This window comes from Flavobacterium lacus (assembly GCF_003268815.1).
Lineage (GTDB): Bacteria > Bacteroidota > Bacteroidia > Flavobacteriales > Flavobacteriaceae > Flavobacterium > Flavobacterium lacus.
On sequence record NZ_QLSV01000007.1, the window covers coordinates 93,093 to 109,882 of the forward strand.

Annotated in this window: 18 protein-coding genes; 11 read left to right on the plus strand and 7 right to left on the minus strand. The window is 34.1% G+C overall.

Annotated features, from left to right (window positions below; genetic code table 11):
- Positions 1 to 56 precede the first annotated feature (56 nt).
- From B0I10_RS08580 to B0I10_RS08590, 3 genes are all read left to right on the plus strand, one after another.
- Entirely contained in the window at positions 57 to 2,312 is a 2,256-nt protein-coding gene (locus B0I10_RS08580; protein ID WP_112086097.1) for a M1 family metallopeptidase, read from the plus strand.
- Positions 2,313 to 2,494: 182 nt separating this feature from the next.
- Positions 2,495 to 2,842, plus strand: coding sequence for a Sec-independent protein translocase subunit TatA/TatB (locus B0I10_RS08585; protein WP_112086098.1), 348 nt, complete (start codon positions 2,495 to 2,497; stop codon positions 2,840 to 2,842).
- Between the two features lie 2 nt (positions 2,843 to 2,844).
- The gene (locus tag B0I10_RS08590) at positions 2,845 to 3,408 is read left to right on the plus strand and encodes a phosphatase PAP2 family protein (RefSeq protein WP_112086099.1); all 564 of its coding nucleotides are present in this window, start codon (positions 2,845 to 2,847) and stop codon (positions 3,406 to 3,408) included.
- Here the strand turns inward: B0I10_RS08590 and B0I10_RS08595 are convergent.
- The 3 genes from B0I10_RS08595 to B0I10_RS08605 are packed head-to-tail and all read right to left on the minus strand — an operon-like array spanning position 3,405 to position 4,628.
- Positions 3,405 to 4,046, minus strand: coding sequence for an O-methyltransferase (locus tag B0I10_RS08595; RefSeq protein WP_112086100.1), 642 nt, complete (start codon positions 4,044 to 4,046; stop codon positions 3,405 to 3,407). The genes B0I10_RS08590 and B0I10_RS08595 overlap by 4 nt on opposite strands.
- A 2-nt stretch (positions 4,047 to 4,048) precedes the next feature.
- Complete coding sequence (locus B0I10_RS08600; protein WP_112086101.1) at positions 4,049 to 4,315, minus strand: type II toxin-antitoxin system RelE/ParE family toxin; 267 nt, start codon at positions 4,313 to 4,315, stop codon at positions 4,049 to 4,051.
- A complete protein-coding gene (locus B0I10_RS08605; RefSeq protein WP_112086102.1) occupies positions 4,308 to 4,628 on the minus strand; it encodes a hypothetical protein in 321 nt (106 codons plus the stop codon). Before B0I10_RS08605 ends, B0I10_RS08600 begins: the two co-directional genes overlap by 8 nt.
- A gap of 73 nt (positions 4,629 to 4,701) precedes the next feature.
- Here B0I10_RS08605 and rlmN point away from each other — a divergent pair, with 73 nt between their 5' ends.
- A complete protein-coding gene (rlmN, locus tag B0I10_RS08610; protein WP_112086103.1) occupies positions 4,702 to 5,742 on the plus strand; it encodes a 23S rRNA (adenine(2503)-C(2))-methyltransferase RlmN in 1,041 nt (346 codons plus the stop codon).
- 46 nt (positions 5,743 to 5,788) lie between these two features.
- Here the strand turns inward: rlmN and B0I10_RS08615 are convergent, their stop codons facing one another.
- Positions 5,789 to 7,312 (minus strand): S1C family serine protease, encoded by a 1,524-nt coding sequence (locus tag B0I10_RS08615; protein ID WP_181456927.1) that lies wholly within the window; start codon positions 7,310 to 7,312, stop codon positions 5,789 to 5,791.
- 150 nt (positions 7,313 to 7,462) lie between these two features.
- Between B0I10_RS08615 and B0I10_RS08620 the strand changes: the two genes are divergently transcribed.
- The 5 genes from B0I10_RS08620 to dnaG all read left to right on the plus strand — a co-directional run bounded on the left by B0I10_RS08620 (position 7,463) and on the right by dnaG (position 13,141).
- Positions 7,463 to 8,443 (plus strand): polyprenyl synthetase family protein, encoded by a 981-nt coding sequence (locus tag B0I10_RS08620; RefSeq protein ID WP_112086105.1) that lies wholly within the window; start codon positions 7,463 to 7,465, stop codon positions 8,441 to 8,443.
- Between the two features lie 213 nt (positions 8,444 to 8,656).
- A complete protein-coding gene (locus B0I10_RS08625) occupies positions 8,657 to 9,217 on the plus strand; it encodes an RNA polymerase sigma factor (protein WP_112086106.1) in 561 nt (186 codons plus the stop codon).
- Positions 9,204 to 9,881 (plus strand): hypothetical protein, encoded by a 678-nt coding sequence (locus tag B0I10_RS08630; RefSeq protein ID WP_146740328.1) that lies wholly within the window; start codon positions 9,204 to 9,206, stop codon positions 9,879 to 9,881. The genes B0I10_RS08625 and B0I10_RS08630 overlap by 14 nt, the downstream gene beginning before the upstream one ends.
- A 37-nt stretch (positions 9,882 to 9,918) precedes the next feature.
- Positions 9,919 to 11,031 carry an ATP synthase subunit B family protein gene (locus B0I10_RS08635; protein WP_112086108.1) on the plus strand — a complete coding sequence of 371 codons (1,113 nt, stop codon included), beginning with the start codon at positions 9,919 to 9,921 and terminating at the stop codon, positions 11,029 to 11,031.
- A gap of 121 nt (positions 11,032 to 11,152) precedes the next feature.
- Positions 11,153 to 13,141: a DNA primase gene (dnaG, locus tag B0I10_RS08640; protein WP_112086182.1), complete on the plus strand. Its 1,989-nt coding sequence runs from the start codon at positions 11,153 to 11,155 to the stop codon at positions 13,139 to 13,141.
- Between the two features lie 38 nt (positions 13,142 to 13,179).
- On the opposite strand, the gene B0I10_RS08645 is transcribed toward dnaG, so the two are convergent.
- Both B0I10_RS08645 and nadE read right to left on the minus strand, forming a co-directional pair.
- Complete coding sequence (locus B0I10_RS08645; protein ID WP_112086109.1) at positions 13,180 to 13,809, minus strand: response regulator transcription factor; 630 nt, start codon at positions 13,807 to 13,809, stop codon at positions 13,180 to 13,182.
- A 114-nt stretch (positions 13,810 to 13,923) separates the two neighbouring features.
- Complete coding sequence (nadE, locus tag B0I10_RS08650) at positions 13,924 to 14,733, minus strand: NAD(+) synthase (protein ID WP_112086110.1); 810 nt, start codon at positions 14,731 to 14,733, stop codon at positions 13,924 to 13,926.
- Between the two features lie 118 nt (positions 14,734 to 14,851).
- On the opposite strand from nadE, the gene gldB reads away from it, so the two are divergent.
- Both gldB and gldC read left to right on the plus strand, forming a co-directional pair.
- The gene (gene gldB / locus B0I10_RS08655) at positions 14,852 to 15,808 is read left to right on the plus strand and encodes a gliding motility lipoprotein GldB (protein ID WP_112086111.1); all 957 of its coding nucleotides are present in this window, start codon (positions 14,852 to 14,854) and stop codon (positions 15,806 to 15,808) included.
- On the plus strand, positions 15,808 to 16,140 hold the full coding sequence (gene gldC / locus B0I10_RS08660; RefSeq protein WP_181456928.1) for a gliding motility protein GldC: 333 nt from the start codon (positions 15,808 to 15,810) through the stop codon (positions 16,138 to 16,140). Before gldB ends, gldC begins: the two co-directional genes overlap by 1 nt.
- On the opposite strand, the gene yihA is transcribed toward gldC, so the two are convergent.
- Positions 16,137 to 16,754 carry a ribosome biogenesis GTP-binding protein YihA/YsxC gene (gene yihA, locus B0I10_RS08665; protein ID WP_112086112.1) on the minus strand — a complete coding sequence of 206 codons (618 nt, stop codon included), beginning with the start codon at positions 16,752 to 16,754 and terminating at the stop codon, positions 16,137 to 16,139. The genes gldC and yihA overlap by 4 nt on opposite strands.
- Positions 16,755 to 16,790: the final 36 nt, after the last annotated feature.

Sequence of the window (16,790 nt, forward strand, 5' to 3'; positions counted from 1 at the left end):
AAAAATGTATCGACATTTCTAAAATGCTTACTTTAGACGATTAAAAAAAAATACGAATGAAGAAGTTTTTATTTTTAGCATTATTTCCAGCAATATTATTTGCTCAGGAGAAAACCGAAACCAAACGCGAGCCGGGTCATTATGACACCAATAAATTTAGCCAACTCTATGATTTATTGGCAACGCCCAACATGTTCAGAACGGCTTCCGGTGCTCCGGGTCCTGCTTACTATCAGCAACAAGCCGACTATAAAATGGACATCGTTCTCGATGACAAGAACAAACGATTAGATGGAGTTGAAACGATAACCTATCTTAACAATTCTCCCGATGAACTAGAATATTTATGGGTGCAATTAGACCAAAATATGCGTTCCCGTCAATCAAAAACGCCATTGATTGAGAGTCAACGAATGGATGGTTCTATTCCTGTAGATGGTTTCGTGAAAAAATACATGCAAGATGGTTTCGATGGGGGATTCAATATCGTTCATGTGCACGATGCGGGTGGAAAACCACTTTCGCATAGCATCAATCAAACGATGATGCGAATTAATTTGCCAACGCCATTAAAACCAAATCAAAAAGTTTCTTTTTCCATAAAATGGTGGTATAACATTAATAATTACCGAGTCGATGGCGGTCGTTCAGGTTACGAAGAATTTGAAAAAGATGGCAATCGATTGTTTGTAATTGCTCAATTTTTTCCAAGAATGGCTGTGTACAATGATGTCGAAGGATGGCAAAATATGCAATTTTGGGGACGTGGCGAATTCGCTCTTCCTTTTGGAAATTACGACGTTAACATTACTGTTCCTGCTGATCATGTTTTGGAAGCAACCGGTGTTTTACTCAATAGAAAAGAGGTATTTACTGCGGAGCAAATCAAACGCTACGAGTTAGCTGAAAAAACATTCGACAAACCGGTTTTAATTATCACCCCGGAAGAAGCAAAAGCCAATGAAAAAGGTTTTTCCACTAAAACAAAAACATGGAAATTTAGAGCAGAAAACGTGCGTGATTATGCATTTTCATCCTCCAGAAAATTCATTTACGATGCAATGGCAGTGAAATTAGATACCAAAAATGTGATGGCGATTTCACTTTATCCAAACGAAAGTAATCCGTTGTGGGAAGAATTCTCAACTCGTGCAGTTGCTCAAACGTTGATTACTTATTCGCGTCACACGTTCGATTATCCGTACCACAAAGCCATTTCCATTTCTGCCGAAGATCAAGGAATGGAATACCCAATGATTTGTTGGAATTACGGTCGCCCGGATGCTAACGGATTTGTGTCAGACCGCATCAAATATGGAATGATTAGCGTAATTATCCACGAAGTAGGACACAATTATTTTCCAATGATTGTTAATTCAGACGAACGCCAATGGTCTTGGATGGACGAGGGATTAGATACTTTTTTGCAATATTTAGCCGAACAGGATTTCATGGAAAATTACCCATCCAGTCGCGGACCGGCAAGCAAAATTGTGCCTTATATGAGTGGCGATCAACGATTTTTAGAACCGATTATGTCCAACTCCGAAGGCATTCACCAATTTGGTGCCAATGCTTATTCCAAACCTGCAACCGGATTAAATATTTTACGTGAAACCATTATGGGTCGCGAGTTGTTTGACCACGCTTTTAAAACCTACGCCAACCGTTGGAAATTCAAACATCCAACTCCGGAAGATTTTTTCAGAACAATGGAGGACGCTTCTGCCGTTGATTTAGATTGGTTTTGGCGAGGTTGGTTTTTCTCGACCGATTACGTCGATATCGGTATCAAAGAAGTGAAACAATATTTTGTAACCGATGAACCAACCACAGAATTAAAGAACGTAAAAGCCCGCAGAGGCCGTTTCGGAACCGCCACCGGACCTTATGTTTATTTGGTAGAATCCAATCATAAAGAGCTTAAAAATAACCATAAAAAAGCATTGGCAAGAGAAGATATCAGTTCGTTAAACGACTTTATTGCAACAAAATACACAGCCGAAGAAAAAGCAATATTAAAAGAACCAAAATATTTCTACGAAGTAGAATTTGATAAACCGGGCGGAATGATTATGCCAATTATCGTTGAGTTGCAATTTGAAGATGGGACTTCTGAAACCCATCATTTCCCGGCACAAATTTGGCGAAAAAGCAACCAAACGGCTACAAGAGTTTTTGCCACAGATAAACCAATCAAAAAAATTCAGCTCGATCCAAAATTGGAAACAGCCGATATTGATGTGACTAATAATACTTGGCCAAAAGAAGCCGTAAAATCAAAATTCGACGAATTAGATAAATCAAAATAAGAAGCTAATCCTGCTATCCGCTTCAATATTTTGCTGTTTTTACAGATTTTGTAAGTCAAAAAAAGAGCTTCCGTTGGTCGCTTTTTTTTGCCAACAAAATCAAGGAAAAACAGCAAAATATTTCCGCTACTATCAGGGCTAAAAAATCTTCGTACATTTGCAATCAAAACAACAACAGAATTATGTTTGGAATAGGAGGAGGAGAATTCATACTCATCATATTAGTGGTACTGATGCTTTTTGGGTCCGATAAAGTTCCCGAAATAGCCAGAACATTGGGCAAAATGTTTCGACAGTTGAAATACGCCACCGATGATATAAAAAATGAAATTCAAAAAAGTGCAGAAGCCAACGGAATAGACACCAACAGCTTAACCGGTGGAATTTCGGAAGAAATTGACAAAGTAAAACAAAGTTTTAACAGTACAGTGAATTCAACAACAGGAGTAGACACCAACTTTACAACCGAAATTGAAAAAACTAAAGAAGATATCGAACAAATCACCGGACCCATTAAAAGACAGTTTTAACCGTGGAAGAACTTATTCAACTTGATAAAGATTTATTTCTTTTTCTCAATAATTTGGGCTCTGAACAATGGGACGGATTTTGGTTAGTCATCACCAAACAAGTCTATTGGTCGCCTTTATTTGTTTTTGTTTTCTATTTTATCATAAAAAAAATCGGTTGGAAACAATTTGGAATTTTAGTGCTTTTTCTGGCGGCTTTAATTCTCGTTACAGACCAATTAACTAATCTTGCTAAATACATGTTCGAACGTCTTCGGCCATGCAGCGATCCAACTTTAGAAGGTCAAGTTAGAGAGGTTTTGGAACGAAGTTCGTATGGTTATTTTTCCGGTCATGCTTCCAATTCTATGGCAACCACGACTTTTATTTTTCTGCTTTTCAGAAAACATTTTAAGTATCTGTTTTGGTTATTCCTATTTCCGTTAATTTTTGCCTATAGCCGAATTTACCTCGGATTGCATTTTCCTGCAGATATTATTTCAGGCTACATCTTCGGAATCTTTACTGGAACTTTATTTTATCGTATTTATAAAATAATGCAGCCAAAGTATTTTTCAACTAATTAAAGCACCCGACTTAGCGTCAGCCCGTCTCGAATAGGCAACAAAACTGTTTCCACTCTTGGGTCATTTTTTAATCGTTGATTGTATTCCAATAAAATTTTCGTACTCAAATCGCCTTCTTTCAAAGGTTCAACCACTTTACCGGACCACAATACATTATCCGATAAAATAATACCGCCTTTGTTCATTTTTGGAACTATTAATTCATAATAGTTGAGGTAATTTTCTTTATCCGCATCAATAAAAACCAAATCAAATTTCGTGTCTAATGTTGGAATTACCTCTACTGCTTCACCCAAATGTTGCACAATTTGATTTCCCCATGGTGATTGGTCAAAATATTTTCGTTGAAAGTCAACTAATTCTTCTTTAATATCGATCGTATGAACAATTCCGTTTGCTTGCATTCCTTCACACAAACATAAAGTTGCATAACCGGTATAGGTTCCAATTTCCAAAATGGAAGTCGGACGAATTAATTTAGATAACATACTCAAAACCCTTCCCTGAAAATGACCACTTAACATGCGTGGCAATAAAATTTTTTGATAGGTTTCTTTGTTCAATTGAGCTAATAATTCCGGTTCATCTTGCGAATGAGCCGTCACGTAATCTTCTAAATCTTCGGAGAGGAAATGCATAATTATTTACTGTTTTCAGGATTGTGGCGTGAATTAAAAACGCGAATTATAAAAATGGTATTATTTGAATATTGATAAAGTAATTTGAAATTGCCAACAATTATTCGTCGGCAATCATTTCGATATTCATCTAATTGAAATTGTTCTGCAAAAGTAATTTCTTTTGGAGCATTAATTAATCTAATCATCAATGATTTGGAAATATTGTTTTTTATTTTGTTCAAATCATTACGAGAATTCAAAGTCCAAAAAATCGAATAGTTATTCATTGTACCAACTTTCAATCTCTTTTTCTAACTTTTCTTGACTTATTACTCTGTTGTTTTTAATGTCGTTTAGACCTTCTTCAACTTTGTTGTTATAATCTGAAAGATTTAATGCTTTTCCATCTGCATCATAGCCAATGATTTTGTTTTCGGTTTCAGAAAGTATTTTCTCAGCCGGTTCTTCCACTAAAGATAATGGAGGGTCAGAAGTTTCAAACTTATTTTCAATAATTTTTTGGATTGCAAGCAAGATGGTTTCATCTTCTACTTTGAGAATAAGGCGTATAATTTCTAATTTAAGTTCATTTATATTCATTGCAAAAAAAGTTTATATATCAAAAATACAAAACAAAATTATACAAATCGTCAAATTAACCTAAATTTGCACTATGAATACCACCAAAAAAGACATTCGGGCATTGACCAAAATACAACTGCGAGAATTTTTTGTTGCTCAAGGCGACAAAGCATTTCGTGGCAATCAAATCTATGAATGGTTATGGAGTAAGAAGGTCTATAACTTTGATGACATGACGAATATTTCGAAAGAAACCCGTCAAATGTTGGAAGACAATTTTGTCATCAACCACATCAAAGTCGATCAAATGCAACGCAGCGAAGACGGAACCGTGAAAAATGCCGTTCGTTTGTATGATGGTTTGGTGGTAGAAAGCGTTTTAATTCCAACCGCAACACGAACAACAGCTTGTGTTTCCAGTCAAGTGGGTTGTAGTTTAGATTGTAATTTTTGTGCTACCGCTCGTTTAAAACGAATGAGGAACCTCAATCCAGATGAAATTTACGATCAAGTGGTGGTCATTGATAACGAAAGCCGTTTATATTTTGACCGACCGCTTTCCAATATCGTTTTTATGGGAATGGGCGAACCGTTGATGAATTATAACAATGTCATTAAAGCCATCGAAATGATTACGTCGCCGGAAGGATTAGGGATGTCGCCCAAACGCATCACACTTTCCACTTCCGGAATTCCGAAAATGATAAAAAAAATGGCTGATGAAGAGGTGAAATTCAAATTAGCTGTTTCGCTGCATTCTGCAATTGATGAAATTCGTGCTGAAATCATGCCTTTTTCCAAAAGTTTTCCGCTGAAAGAATTGCGTCAAAGTTTAGAATATTGGTATCTAAAAACCAAAAGCAAAATCACCTATGAATACGTGGTTTGGAAAGGAATCAACGACGATAAAAAATCGATCGATGCATTGGTAAAATTTTGTAAATACGTGCCGTGCAAAGTTAATTTAATCGAATACAATCCTATTGATGACGGTATGTTTCAACAAGCTTCGGATGCTGCTTTGGATGAATATGTAAAAGCGTTAGACCAGATTGGCGTAATTGCCAAAGTACGCAGAAGTCGCGGAAAAGATATTGATGCTGCTTGTGGCCAATTGGCAAATAAATCGTAATAAAAAAAGGTGCTCAAGGCACCTTTTTTTGTAATAATGTAGTGATTTAATTCTTAACGAATAAACCAGAAACTATCAATTCAGCAGGGATAGAAAATCCTATTCCTTCAACTCCGAAACCGGATACTTTTGCGTTAACAATGCCGATTAATTCACCCGATTTTTTTGTTAAGGCACCTCCGCTATTTCCACCGTTTACACTAGCATCTGTTTGAATAAAGTTGTTTTTATCAAACGTTCTTGTTCCGGATACAATTCCTTTTGTTAAAGATTGACCAAGCTCAACAGAAGTAGGTGTTCCAATTACAAAAATATCATCACCAATAATGTAGTTTTTTTCACTCGGAATTTGATAACAGTTCTTAAAATCTGCGTCGTCAAGTTTAATTAACGCCAAATCTAAATTTTCATTTTTACGGATTACTTTAGCGTTATATTCTTTTCCATTTCTATCAACAACAGTTATTTTGTCTGTACTGGAAACAACGTGAAAATTTGTCACAACATAGCCATCTTTAGAAACTACGCAACCACTGCCGTGACCATTCTTCACTTTGATTGTAACAGTAGAGTTTAATGCATCTTCTAAGTTGTTGATTGGCAACGACTTGGTAAGAACCAACTGTTCGTAGTTGATTTTTTCTTCATTTTCTTTCTTAATAATGTCTCTGACTTCTTTGGCATCAAGAAATTTATAAAATGACTCAGTAATGGCATCTTCTACACTCATTCTCACAAAGTTCTCTGTTTTCATGGCAAATTCGCCAGACTCCGCTTTAAATGATTTTTTGTATTTTGATTGGTCATACAAATCATAAATCTCCCATTCAATATCAATTTTTGTTACAAGAAAATTCATGTATTGCCTAGCATAAATACTGTATACATCTTGAAACTCAACTTTTGTAATCTTAGAACTAATATAAAGCGTATTGGTTTTGCTTTTGAAAATAGTTTGTGTTGTATCGATATAATTATTGTTTTTCAAAATTTCATCAACAGCCTCAGAGAATATAGAATTATTAAATTTAATATCTTCATCAAATACTTTAGATTCTTTAAATTTATTCTTAGCTTTTTTGTAAGATCGATGTTTTGTCTTTTTTAATTTCACATCTTCTTTTTTTACATCAAAAGCGGTATTTTTTAGATAAATATATTTTTCATCATCTGCTCTTTTTTTAATTTCTAAGCTACTTGCACTTACAGAAATTTCTTTTTTGTAATCATATGATTTTGGACCAATATCCATAAATGGAGGATAGACTAATAATCCAAAAGGAACCCATGACATTATGTAAAGCGGTGATTTGCCTGTTTGGTAATGAATTTTGTAAGTTGGTTTGTAACCTTCCCTCTCTACTTTAATTTGTTGTACAGAAGCATTTCGTGGCATTTTTGTTACAACAGAAGAACCTGTTCCAGCCAATACATTATTTACATAAACTTTAGAATTAGCAGAACCTGTTTGAACAGTAACTTTTTGGTTTTTACTGTTAAGAATAGAGGCACAACTATTTAAAAACAATGTAGAAGTTAAAAGAAATAAATAAATGGTAATTTTTTTCATAAAATTGTGGTTTTTATATTTTGTCAAAGAAATAAAAAATTTACAATAAAACAACATCTTACAGAATTAATTTCAAAGTAGTTTTAAGTAGTATAAACTTACTTGAATCAAGTTGTGATTTTCTAACTTTCTAACTATCTTTGAGCTTTCATGAAAATCACCGAGCAAATTAAGCAACCCATCGTTAAAGAGATGGAACTTTTTGAAAAAAAGTTCTATGACTCGATGTCTTCTAAAGTAGCGTTGCTTAATAGAATCACTTATTACATTGTAAATCGAAAAGGAAAACAAATGCGTCCGATGTTTGTTTTCTTAACCGCCAAAATGGTTTCAAACGGTTTGATAAACGAACGAACTTATCGTGGTGCATCGGTAATCGAATTGATTCACACGGCAACTTTAGTTCACGATGATGTGGTGGATGACAGTAACCGTCGTCGTGGATTTTTCTCGATTAATGCCTTATGGAAAAATAAAATTGCCGTTTTAGTAGGCGATTTTTTATTGTCTAAAGGATTATTGCTTTCGATTGATAATAACGATTTTGATTTACTTAAAATCATTTCTGTTGCCGTTCGCGAAATGAGTGAAGGCGAATTACTCCAAATTGAAAAAGCCCGTCGATTAGATATTACCGAAGACATTTATTACGAAATCATCCGTCAAAAAACCGCTACGTTAATTGCCGCTTGTTGTTCTCTTGGTGCTTGTTCAGTTTTGCCTGAAAATCAAGAAGTGGTTGAAAGAATGCGAAAATTTGGTGAACTTATCGGAATGGCTTTTCAAATCAAAGATGATTTATTTGATTATACCGACGAAGCCATCGGCAAACCAACCGGTATTGATATCAAAGAGCAAAAAATGACGCTTCCTCTAATTTATGTTTTAAATAATTGTACTTCAAAGGAAAAAAGTTGGCTCATTAATTCCATCAAAAATCATAATAAAGACAAAAAACGAGTCAAAGAAGTCATTACTTTTGTAAAAAGCAACCACGGTTTGGACTATGCTGAGCAAAAAATGATTCAATTTCAACAAGAAGCATTGCCGCTTTTAGATAGTTTCCCGTCATCCGCATACAAAGAAGCATTGGTTTTAATGGTGAATTATGTGATTGAAAGGAAGAAGTAGGGAATGTGGCAATGACATAATTAGCCCATAAATAAATTTTATTTTTTAACTTGTTGATAGTCAATTTATTGCCTTAATAATTGACAAATTGCTATTTTCCCATGCAACCTTTTTCAAACTTCATTCGTCTATACCAATAGAATCTGAATTTAAACTGATTGTCAAATTTATTTAACCATTTACCGATTACCTTTTGCCAATTACCTTAAAAAAATGAAAGTTATCAACTTACATCAAGACGAGAAAAGCACAATCCGATTGGCTGTCGAAAATAACCGGCATGCTCAACATCAGATTTACACAAAATTTTCGCCAAAAATGTTGGGCGTTTGCAGACAATATATTAAGGATTTGCAACAGGCCGAAGATGTCATGATTACCGCTTTTATGAAAGTTTTTTCAAGTTTAAAAAATTTTGAGCACAAAGGCAGTTTTGAGGGCTGGATTCGAAGAATTATGGTCAATGAATCAATTTCATTTATTAGAGTTCAAAAGCAAGTGAAATTTATAGAAGACGAAACGTTTTTTGAAGAACGGTATAACGATATAGAAAGCAAATTTTCGGTTGATGATATTCAGTTTCTCATTGATAGTTTGCCGGATGGATACAAGATGGTTTTTAATCTCTACGCTATCGAAGGTTATAAACATCAGGAAATTGCCGAAATGTTAGGTATAAACGAAGGAACGTCAAAATCGCAATTATCACACGCCAGAAAGATGCTTCAAAATCAGATTAACAAGTTAAAGAATTATGAAAATGGAACCGAATAATATAGAAAAACAAATCAAAGAAAAGTTGAATCAGCGAGAGATTCAGCCTTCTCAAAATGCTTGGGATCGTTTGGATGCGATGCTTTCGGTAGAAGAACAAAAACCGAAACGAAGTTATAAATGGCTTTCTATTGCTGCTATTTTTATGGGATTCACATTGATTGGGATTTTTATGATAAATCAAAGTAATTCAGTTGAAAATACAACTCCAACGAAAGAAATTGTTTTTGAAAATGAAATCAAAAATGTTGAAAACCAGAATGAAATCGAAAATAATTTTTCAACTAGAGTAACTAATGAAGATGTTGTTACAGTAATTCAAGCAAAGAAAAATCCGAAAGAAAATCCCATTGTAATTAATCCAAAGAAAGATTTTTTATTAGATAATCATTCCAACAAAAAAGAAGCAATTGTTGAAAATCAATCAAAAAAATCAACGAATAAATATACTACTGCCGAATCACTTTTAGCTGAAATTGAAACCGGCGAAAAGATGGAAGTTCCCAATATTTCAAAAAAACCATCTGTCAAAGTAGATGCAAATGCGTTACTTTCTTCGGCAGAAAAAGAAGTAGATGAATCATTTAGAGATAAAGTTATTCAATCAATAAATAAAAAATACAATTCGGTAAAGTCAACCTTGGCGAATCGAAATTACGAGTAAAAACAATCAAATAACGAACAGTTAAATTTTAAAAATTATGCAAAAAATTATTCTTTATGCAGCAGTATTGCTATGCACGTTAGTTACCCAAATGTATGGTCAGGAAACATTTGATGAAAGAGCAAAAAACATTTCGGAAAACATTAAAAAAATCACGAATCAGGAAAAAGAAGCTCTTAAGCAAGAGGTAGAAGACATCAACAAATTAGTAGAAAACGGAACCATTACAGCTGAAAAAGCGGATGCTGAAAAACTAAAAGCAGCTCAAGTGAGAGCTAAAAACATTGAAGAAAAAGTAGCTGTAGAAGAAGCAAAATTACAAGAATTAGTTAAAGATGCTGTTGATGGAAAAATTAATTATTCAAAAGAAAAAGAAAAATGGGGAACCACCATCATTTTAGGATCAAATTCTAACGATTCAATAGGTGAAAATCACACAGAAATTAGTATTGGTTCCATGAAAGTATATAAAGGCGAAAAAGATAAATTCAAAAGAAATTCTAAACGAACGACTTCTCAATTTGTGTTTGCCTTTGGATTGAATAACTTGGTTACAGATGGTGATACCGGCTCCTTAGAAGACAGTGATTACCGTGTTTGGGGTTCTCATTTCTACGAATGGGGAGTAACTTATAACACCAGAATCTTCAAAAACAATAATTTGTTGCATGCCAAATACGGTTTGTCTTTGATGTACAACAATTTGCGTCCGACTGACAACCGTTACTTCGCGAAAAATGGCGAACAAACCAATTTAGAAGAATTTGATTTGAATTTAAAAGAAAGTCGTTTTAGAAATGTAAGTTTGGTTTTACCACTTCATTTAGAGTTCGATTTTACCCCTAAATCAGTCAAAGAAAATGGTGATACTCGATTTAGAACGCATAAAAGTGTTCGTCTTGGAATTGGAGGTTATGCCGGTTTTAACATCAAATCGAAACAAATTCTAAAATTCAATGAAGATGATGTTCGTGTTAAAGTAAAAGAAAAGGGCGATTTCAACACCTCGGATTTTACCTATGGTTTGTCAACCTATATCGGTTATCGTGCTACAAGTTTGTATCTGAAATATGACTTAAATCCGATGTTTAAAAACAATACAGTCGAGCAAAATAATATTTCATTAGGTTTGCGTTTCGATTTCAATTAAAATTTGTTTGAGTTAATATACATTTGTTTAAAGGTGTTTCATTTTGAAGCACCTTTTTTTTATTTTTAATTCCTTATTTTTAAAAACTGAATTGTACTTTTACAAGCTACTAAAAACACCAATGATAAAGCAAAACACCATCGATTTAGTTTTTGAAACCGCCCGAGTTGAGGAGGTGATTGGTGATTTTGTGCAACTCAAACGTGCCGGAAGTAATATGAAAGGCTTGAGTCCGTTTTCCAATGAAAAATCACCATCCTTCATGGTTTCACCCGTGAAGCAGATTTGGAAAGATTTTAGTACCGGTAAAGGTGGAAATTCGGTTACTTTTTTAATGGAACACGAACATTTTTCGTTCCCGGAAGCTATCCGGTATTTGGCAAAAAAATACAATATCGAAATTGAAGAAACCGTTTCAAGCGATGAAGATAAGGCTGTAGCCAATGAAAAAGAAAGCATGTATTTGGTCTCCGAATTTGCGAGTAAGTATTTTCAACATGTTTTATGGGAAGAAGAAGAAGGCAAAGCTATCGGATTTACCTATTTTAAAGAACGCGGTTTTACCAATGAAACCATCAAAAAATTCAATTTAGGGTATTCGCCAAATACGTGGGATGCTTTAACGAAAGAGGCGTTAGGGAAAGGGTATCAATTAGACTATTTAGAAAAAACCGGACTTACCATTGTTGGGGAAGACAAGCAGTTTGACCGTTTTAAAGGTCGCGTCATGTTTCCAATCACAAGTATGTCGGGACGAGTGCTCGGTTTTGGTGGTCGGATTTTAACGAATGATAAAAAAGCCGCCAAATATTTGAATTCGCCCGAAAGTGAAATTTACCATAAAAGTAACGTGCTTTACGGGATTTTTCATGCTAAGCAAGCAATCGCTAAACTCGATAATTGTTTTTTGGTGGAAGGTTATACCGATGTTATTCAAATGCATCAAGCTGGAATTGAAAATGTAGTTTCATCATCAGGAACAGCTTTAACGCCAAACCAAATTCGATTAATTAATCGGTTAACGAAAAATATTACAGTGCTTTTTGACGGTGATGCGGCGGGTTTACGAGCTTCTATTCGCGGAATCGATTTGATTTTGGAAGAAGGAATGAATGTCAAAATTTGTACTTTTCCAGACGGTGACGACCCAGATAGTTTTGCCAAAAAAACGCCGTATGAAGAATTGGTAAAGTATTTGGATGAAAATGCGAAGGATTTTATTCAGTTCAAAGCTTCTTTGTTAATGCAGGATGCCAAGAATGATCCCATCAAAAAAGCGGATCTAATTCGGGATATGGTAATAAGTATTTCAAAAATTCCGGATCGAATTAAACGTGAAATCTATATTCAGGAATGTAGCCGAATTATGGATATTTCCGAGGATGTTTTGTTTAGCACGTTGGCACAAATGGCTCAAAAAGAGCTATCTGAAGCCAACAAAAAATTCAAACAAGAACAAAAAGTCTTTGAGGTTGTTAAAAATGATTCAACAGAAACCATTGCTAAAGTTGATGTAGTTACCTTACTGGAAAAATCAATTTTGGAGATTTTACTATTGTACGGTCATCATGAAGTGGAATTTGAAAATGTTTTTATTCAATTTGATGATAATGGAAAAGAAATTGAAACCATCGAAAAGGTGCAACATAAAATATACGAACGTATTTATTTGAGTTTACAAGAAGACGAAATTGAACTGGCCAATCCTATTTTCAATGCTATTTATGTAGATTTAGTTTCGCAATTTCATCAAAATGAATCGTTTGATAAAAATCATTACCTCAATAATTTAGTTCCTGAGTATGCCGAAGTTGTGACCGATATTTTAATGAATGATGAAAAATATCAATTGCATGGATGGCTGGATAAAAAGCAAGTTTTTGTGAAAGAGAAAGACGATTTCGAAATTCTTTCGCGATTGGTTACCGAAACGATTGCAACGTTTAGAGAGTATTTAATCAATAAATTGAATCGTGAATTGATGGCTCAAATACAAGAAGAAACTCCCGAATTTACTCCGGAAGAAATTATAACAATGATAAATGATTATAACAAACTAAAAGTTAACATAACTCGACGAATTGGTAGAATGCGTTCGGATTATAACTAAAAAAAGACCCCAAATTTGAGGTCTTTCTCTGCGTATTTTTATACAATCTCTAATGTTTTTGCTTTGTTGACTAAGTCTACTAAATTGGTTACATTCAATTTTGTGAGCAGTCTCAATTTATAGGTGCTGATGGTTTTTTCATTCAGACCTAAAATTTTAGAAATTTCATTGTTCTTTTTTCCGTCGCTCAAGAAACGCAACACCTCAATTTCTCTGTTAGAAAGTTTTCGGTACAGTCTTTCGCTTTTGTTTTGTTTAGCAATCAAGGCTAAACTTTTCTTAATGGCATCATTAAAAATCACAGCACCATTATTTACTTTCACTATTACGTTTCCAAGTGTTTCAAGTTTGGATGTCTTATGTAAGTAAGCAGAAACACCTGCTTTTAATGCGTTTGGTGCATAAATATTTTCAGAAAGATTACTGAAGATAATAATTTTGGTACTCGGAAACTCCTTGAGTATATACTTTACTAAGTTGATACTCGATAGCCCTTCAAGTTCCAAGTCTAAGACTAAAATGTCAATAGGCTTAATTTTGAGCATGTCTAAAATCATATTATAGTTACCTACATGGCCTACAATACTTATTTCAGCATGGTCTTTAAAGTACGATTTCACACCGAAATGAACAACGGGTTGATTATCGGCTAAACAAACTTTAATCATGATAAGTGGTATTTAGTTAGAAAATGATTAATATTTTTTTAGGGCAGTTAAAGATACTATATTTTTTTTAATGGAATGTAATTCTGACAAATTTTTTTAAGAAAAATTTTAAATTTATCTTAAATATTTGGGAATTTCACAAACAGGTATCGGGTTCATCTTGTGTTTGTTAGCGTTATTGAGTCTTTTGTAAATGTTAAAGACTTCTAAATTTCTTCCGTCAAAACCTGTAGTATTTTTACCTGCTTCATCCTGAAGCATCGCCCATTCTAATTCGTCATAACTAGCTCCCAATTGGTCTTCATCGGTACGATCGTCGCCAAATAAGCCATCTGTCGGGGCAGCAGTTAAAATTGATTCAGGAACTTCTAAGAATTTCCCAAGAGCATAAACTTCCGATTTCATTAAGTCGGCAATCGGACTTAAATCTACTCCGCCATCGCCGTATTTTGTATAAAAACCAACGCCAAAATCTTCCACTTTATTTCCTGTTCCGGCAACAAGTAGTCCGTGAATTCCTGCAAAATAATATAAGGTTGTCATTCTTAGTCTTGCTCTCGTGTTGGCAAGTGCTAAATTTTGTTTAGCGTTATTGTCAGTAGTAGGAACATCTTTTTTAAATTGTTCAAACGTATTGCTTAAATCCACAGAAGTACTTTCAACATTGGGAAAACGCTTTTTCAACTGTGCGATATGTTCCTTCTTACGACTCACATGCGAAGCCGCTTGATGGATAGGAAGTTCAACGCAAAGTGTTTTTAAACCTGTTTGGGCACAAAGCGTTGAGGTAACGGCACTATCAATTCCTCCGGATACGCCCACAACAAAACCATTTACTTTTGCGTTCTTAGCATAGGTTTTTAACCAATTGACAATAAGTTCATTTACTTCTACTACTTTAATTGGTGTATTTTTTTGTGTCATCTTATTAAACTTATACGATTTGGCACTGTATATTTGCAATTCAATTTTAAAAAGTAAAAGTAGAAAAATCAAATTGATTTTCTAAATCAATTTAAAGTTATCATTATTCAAATTTAAAATGAAAAGAATCGTACTAATTATTTTGTTGATTGTTGTTGCTTCCTGCGATAACAAGTCAAAAATAGAAAAACAGATTGAAGAAATCACGGTTTCACTCACTATTGAACGTTTTGATAAAATTTTTTACGAAACTCCCGTAGAAGATTTTCAAAAAATGAAATCAGACTATCCGGCTTTTTTTCCCAGTCAGTTTCCGGATAGTATTTTTGTCAATAAAATGACCGATCCTTTATACCGCGAGTTGTATCATGAAGTACAAAAAAAATACAGCAATTTCAGCCCTGTTCAAGAAGAATTAGAGGAAGTTTTTAGACATATAAAATTTTATTTTCCCAACCAAAAAACACCTTCAAAAGTCACCACTTTGATTTCTGAAATGGATTATCAAAATAAAGTGATTTATACCGATAGCCTTTTGCTTATTTCGTTGGATTTATATTTAGGAAAAGAACATAAATTTTATGAATTTCCGGATTATTTTCGTCAAACCTTTCAGCGTTCACAAATCATGCCTGATGTGGTTTCCGATTTTTCTACCCGCGTGATTGCTCCTCCTCGTGAAAAAGCTTTTTTAAACCAAATGATTTATTTTGGAAAAGAAATGTACCTCAAAGATTTGATTCTTCCTAAATATGAAGACTTTGATAAAATAGGTTATTCTAAAGAACAACAAATTTGGTGCGAGGAAAATGAAGAAGAAATTTGGCGTTATTTTATAGAAGACAACGTATTATATGATTCTGACACCAAATTAGTGCAGCGTTTCATTGCTCCGGCACCATTTTCTAAATTCTATCTCGAAATTGATGCCGAGTCCCCAGGAAGAACTGGAGTTTGGATTGGCTGGCAAATTGTGCGTTCGTTTATGAAAAATAATGAAGTATCTTTAGCTGATTTTTTAGCGATGGATGCAAAAGAAATTTTTACCCGTTCTAAATATAAACCCAAAAAATAATGAGTTTGATTACTTCCGAAATAAAGTTTGATGTAACGTTAGACGAAAATAAAGTTCCAGAATCTCTAAAATGGACTGCCAAAGACGGTGGCATCGAAAATCAAGAAACCAAAGCGATTATGTTATCGGTTTGGGATTCAAAATCAAAAGAATCGTTGCGAATTGATTTATGGACCAAAGATATGCCTGTGGATGAAATGAAAATCTTCTTTCATCAAACCTTAGTAGCGATGGCTGATACGTTTCAACGAGCAACCACTGATGATAAAATGGCCGATACGATGCGTGATTTTTGCGAATATTTTGCTGAGAAATTAGAACTGAAAAACTAAAAATTATCGTTTTTAAACATTTCCTGATTAATTTCGTCAATAAACGAGAGTAATTCGTCTTTTCCGGTCGCTTCTGTGGCAGAAGTGATGAAATGTTGTGGCATTTCCTCCCAACCACTGGCTAAAACTTGTTTTCTGTACGCTTCAATATGTGAATGAATTCGCGTTTTACCAACTTTATCTGCTTTGGTAAAAATGATGCAAAACGGGACTTCGGTCACGCCCAAATACGTGAAAAATTCCAAATCAATTTTTTGAGCTTCTAATCGAATGTCAATCAATACAAAAGCACAAACCAATTGTTCTCTTTTTTCAAAATAATCAGTCACAAATTGTTGAAAGACTTCTTTGGATTTTTTAGAAACTTTTGCGTAACCATAACCTGGTAAATCGACCAAGAACCAATTGTTGTTTATTTTAAAATGATTGATTAATTGCGTTTTTCCCGGTTTAGATGAGGTTTTTGCCAAACTTTTGTGGTTGGTCAACATGTTTATCAACGATGATTTTCCCACGTTTGATCTTCCAATAAAGGCATATTCCGGAAGCGGGTCTTTCGGACATTTGCTTACTTCAGAATTACTAATTACAAATTCGGCGGTATTAATTTTCATAGTATTTATTTAAAACAAAAAAGTCCCTTCGGACTT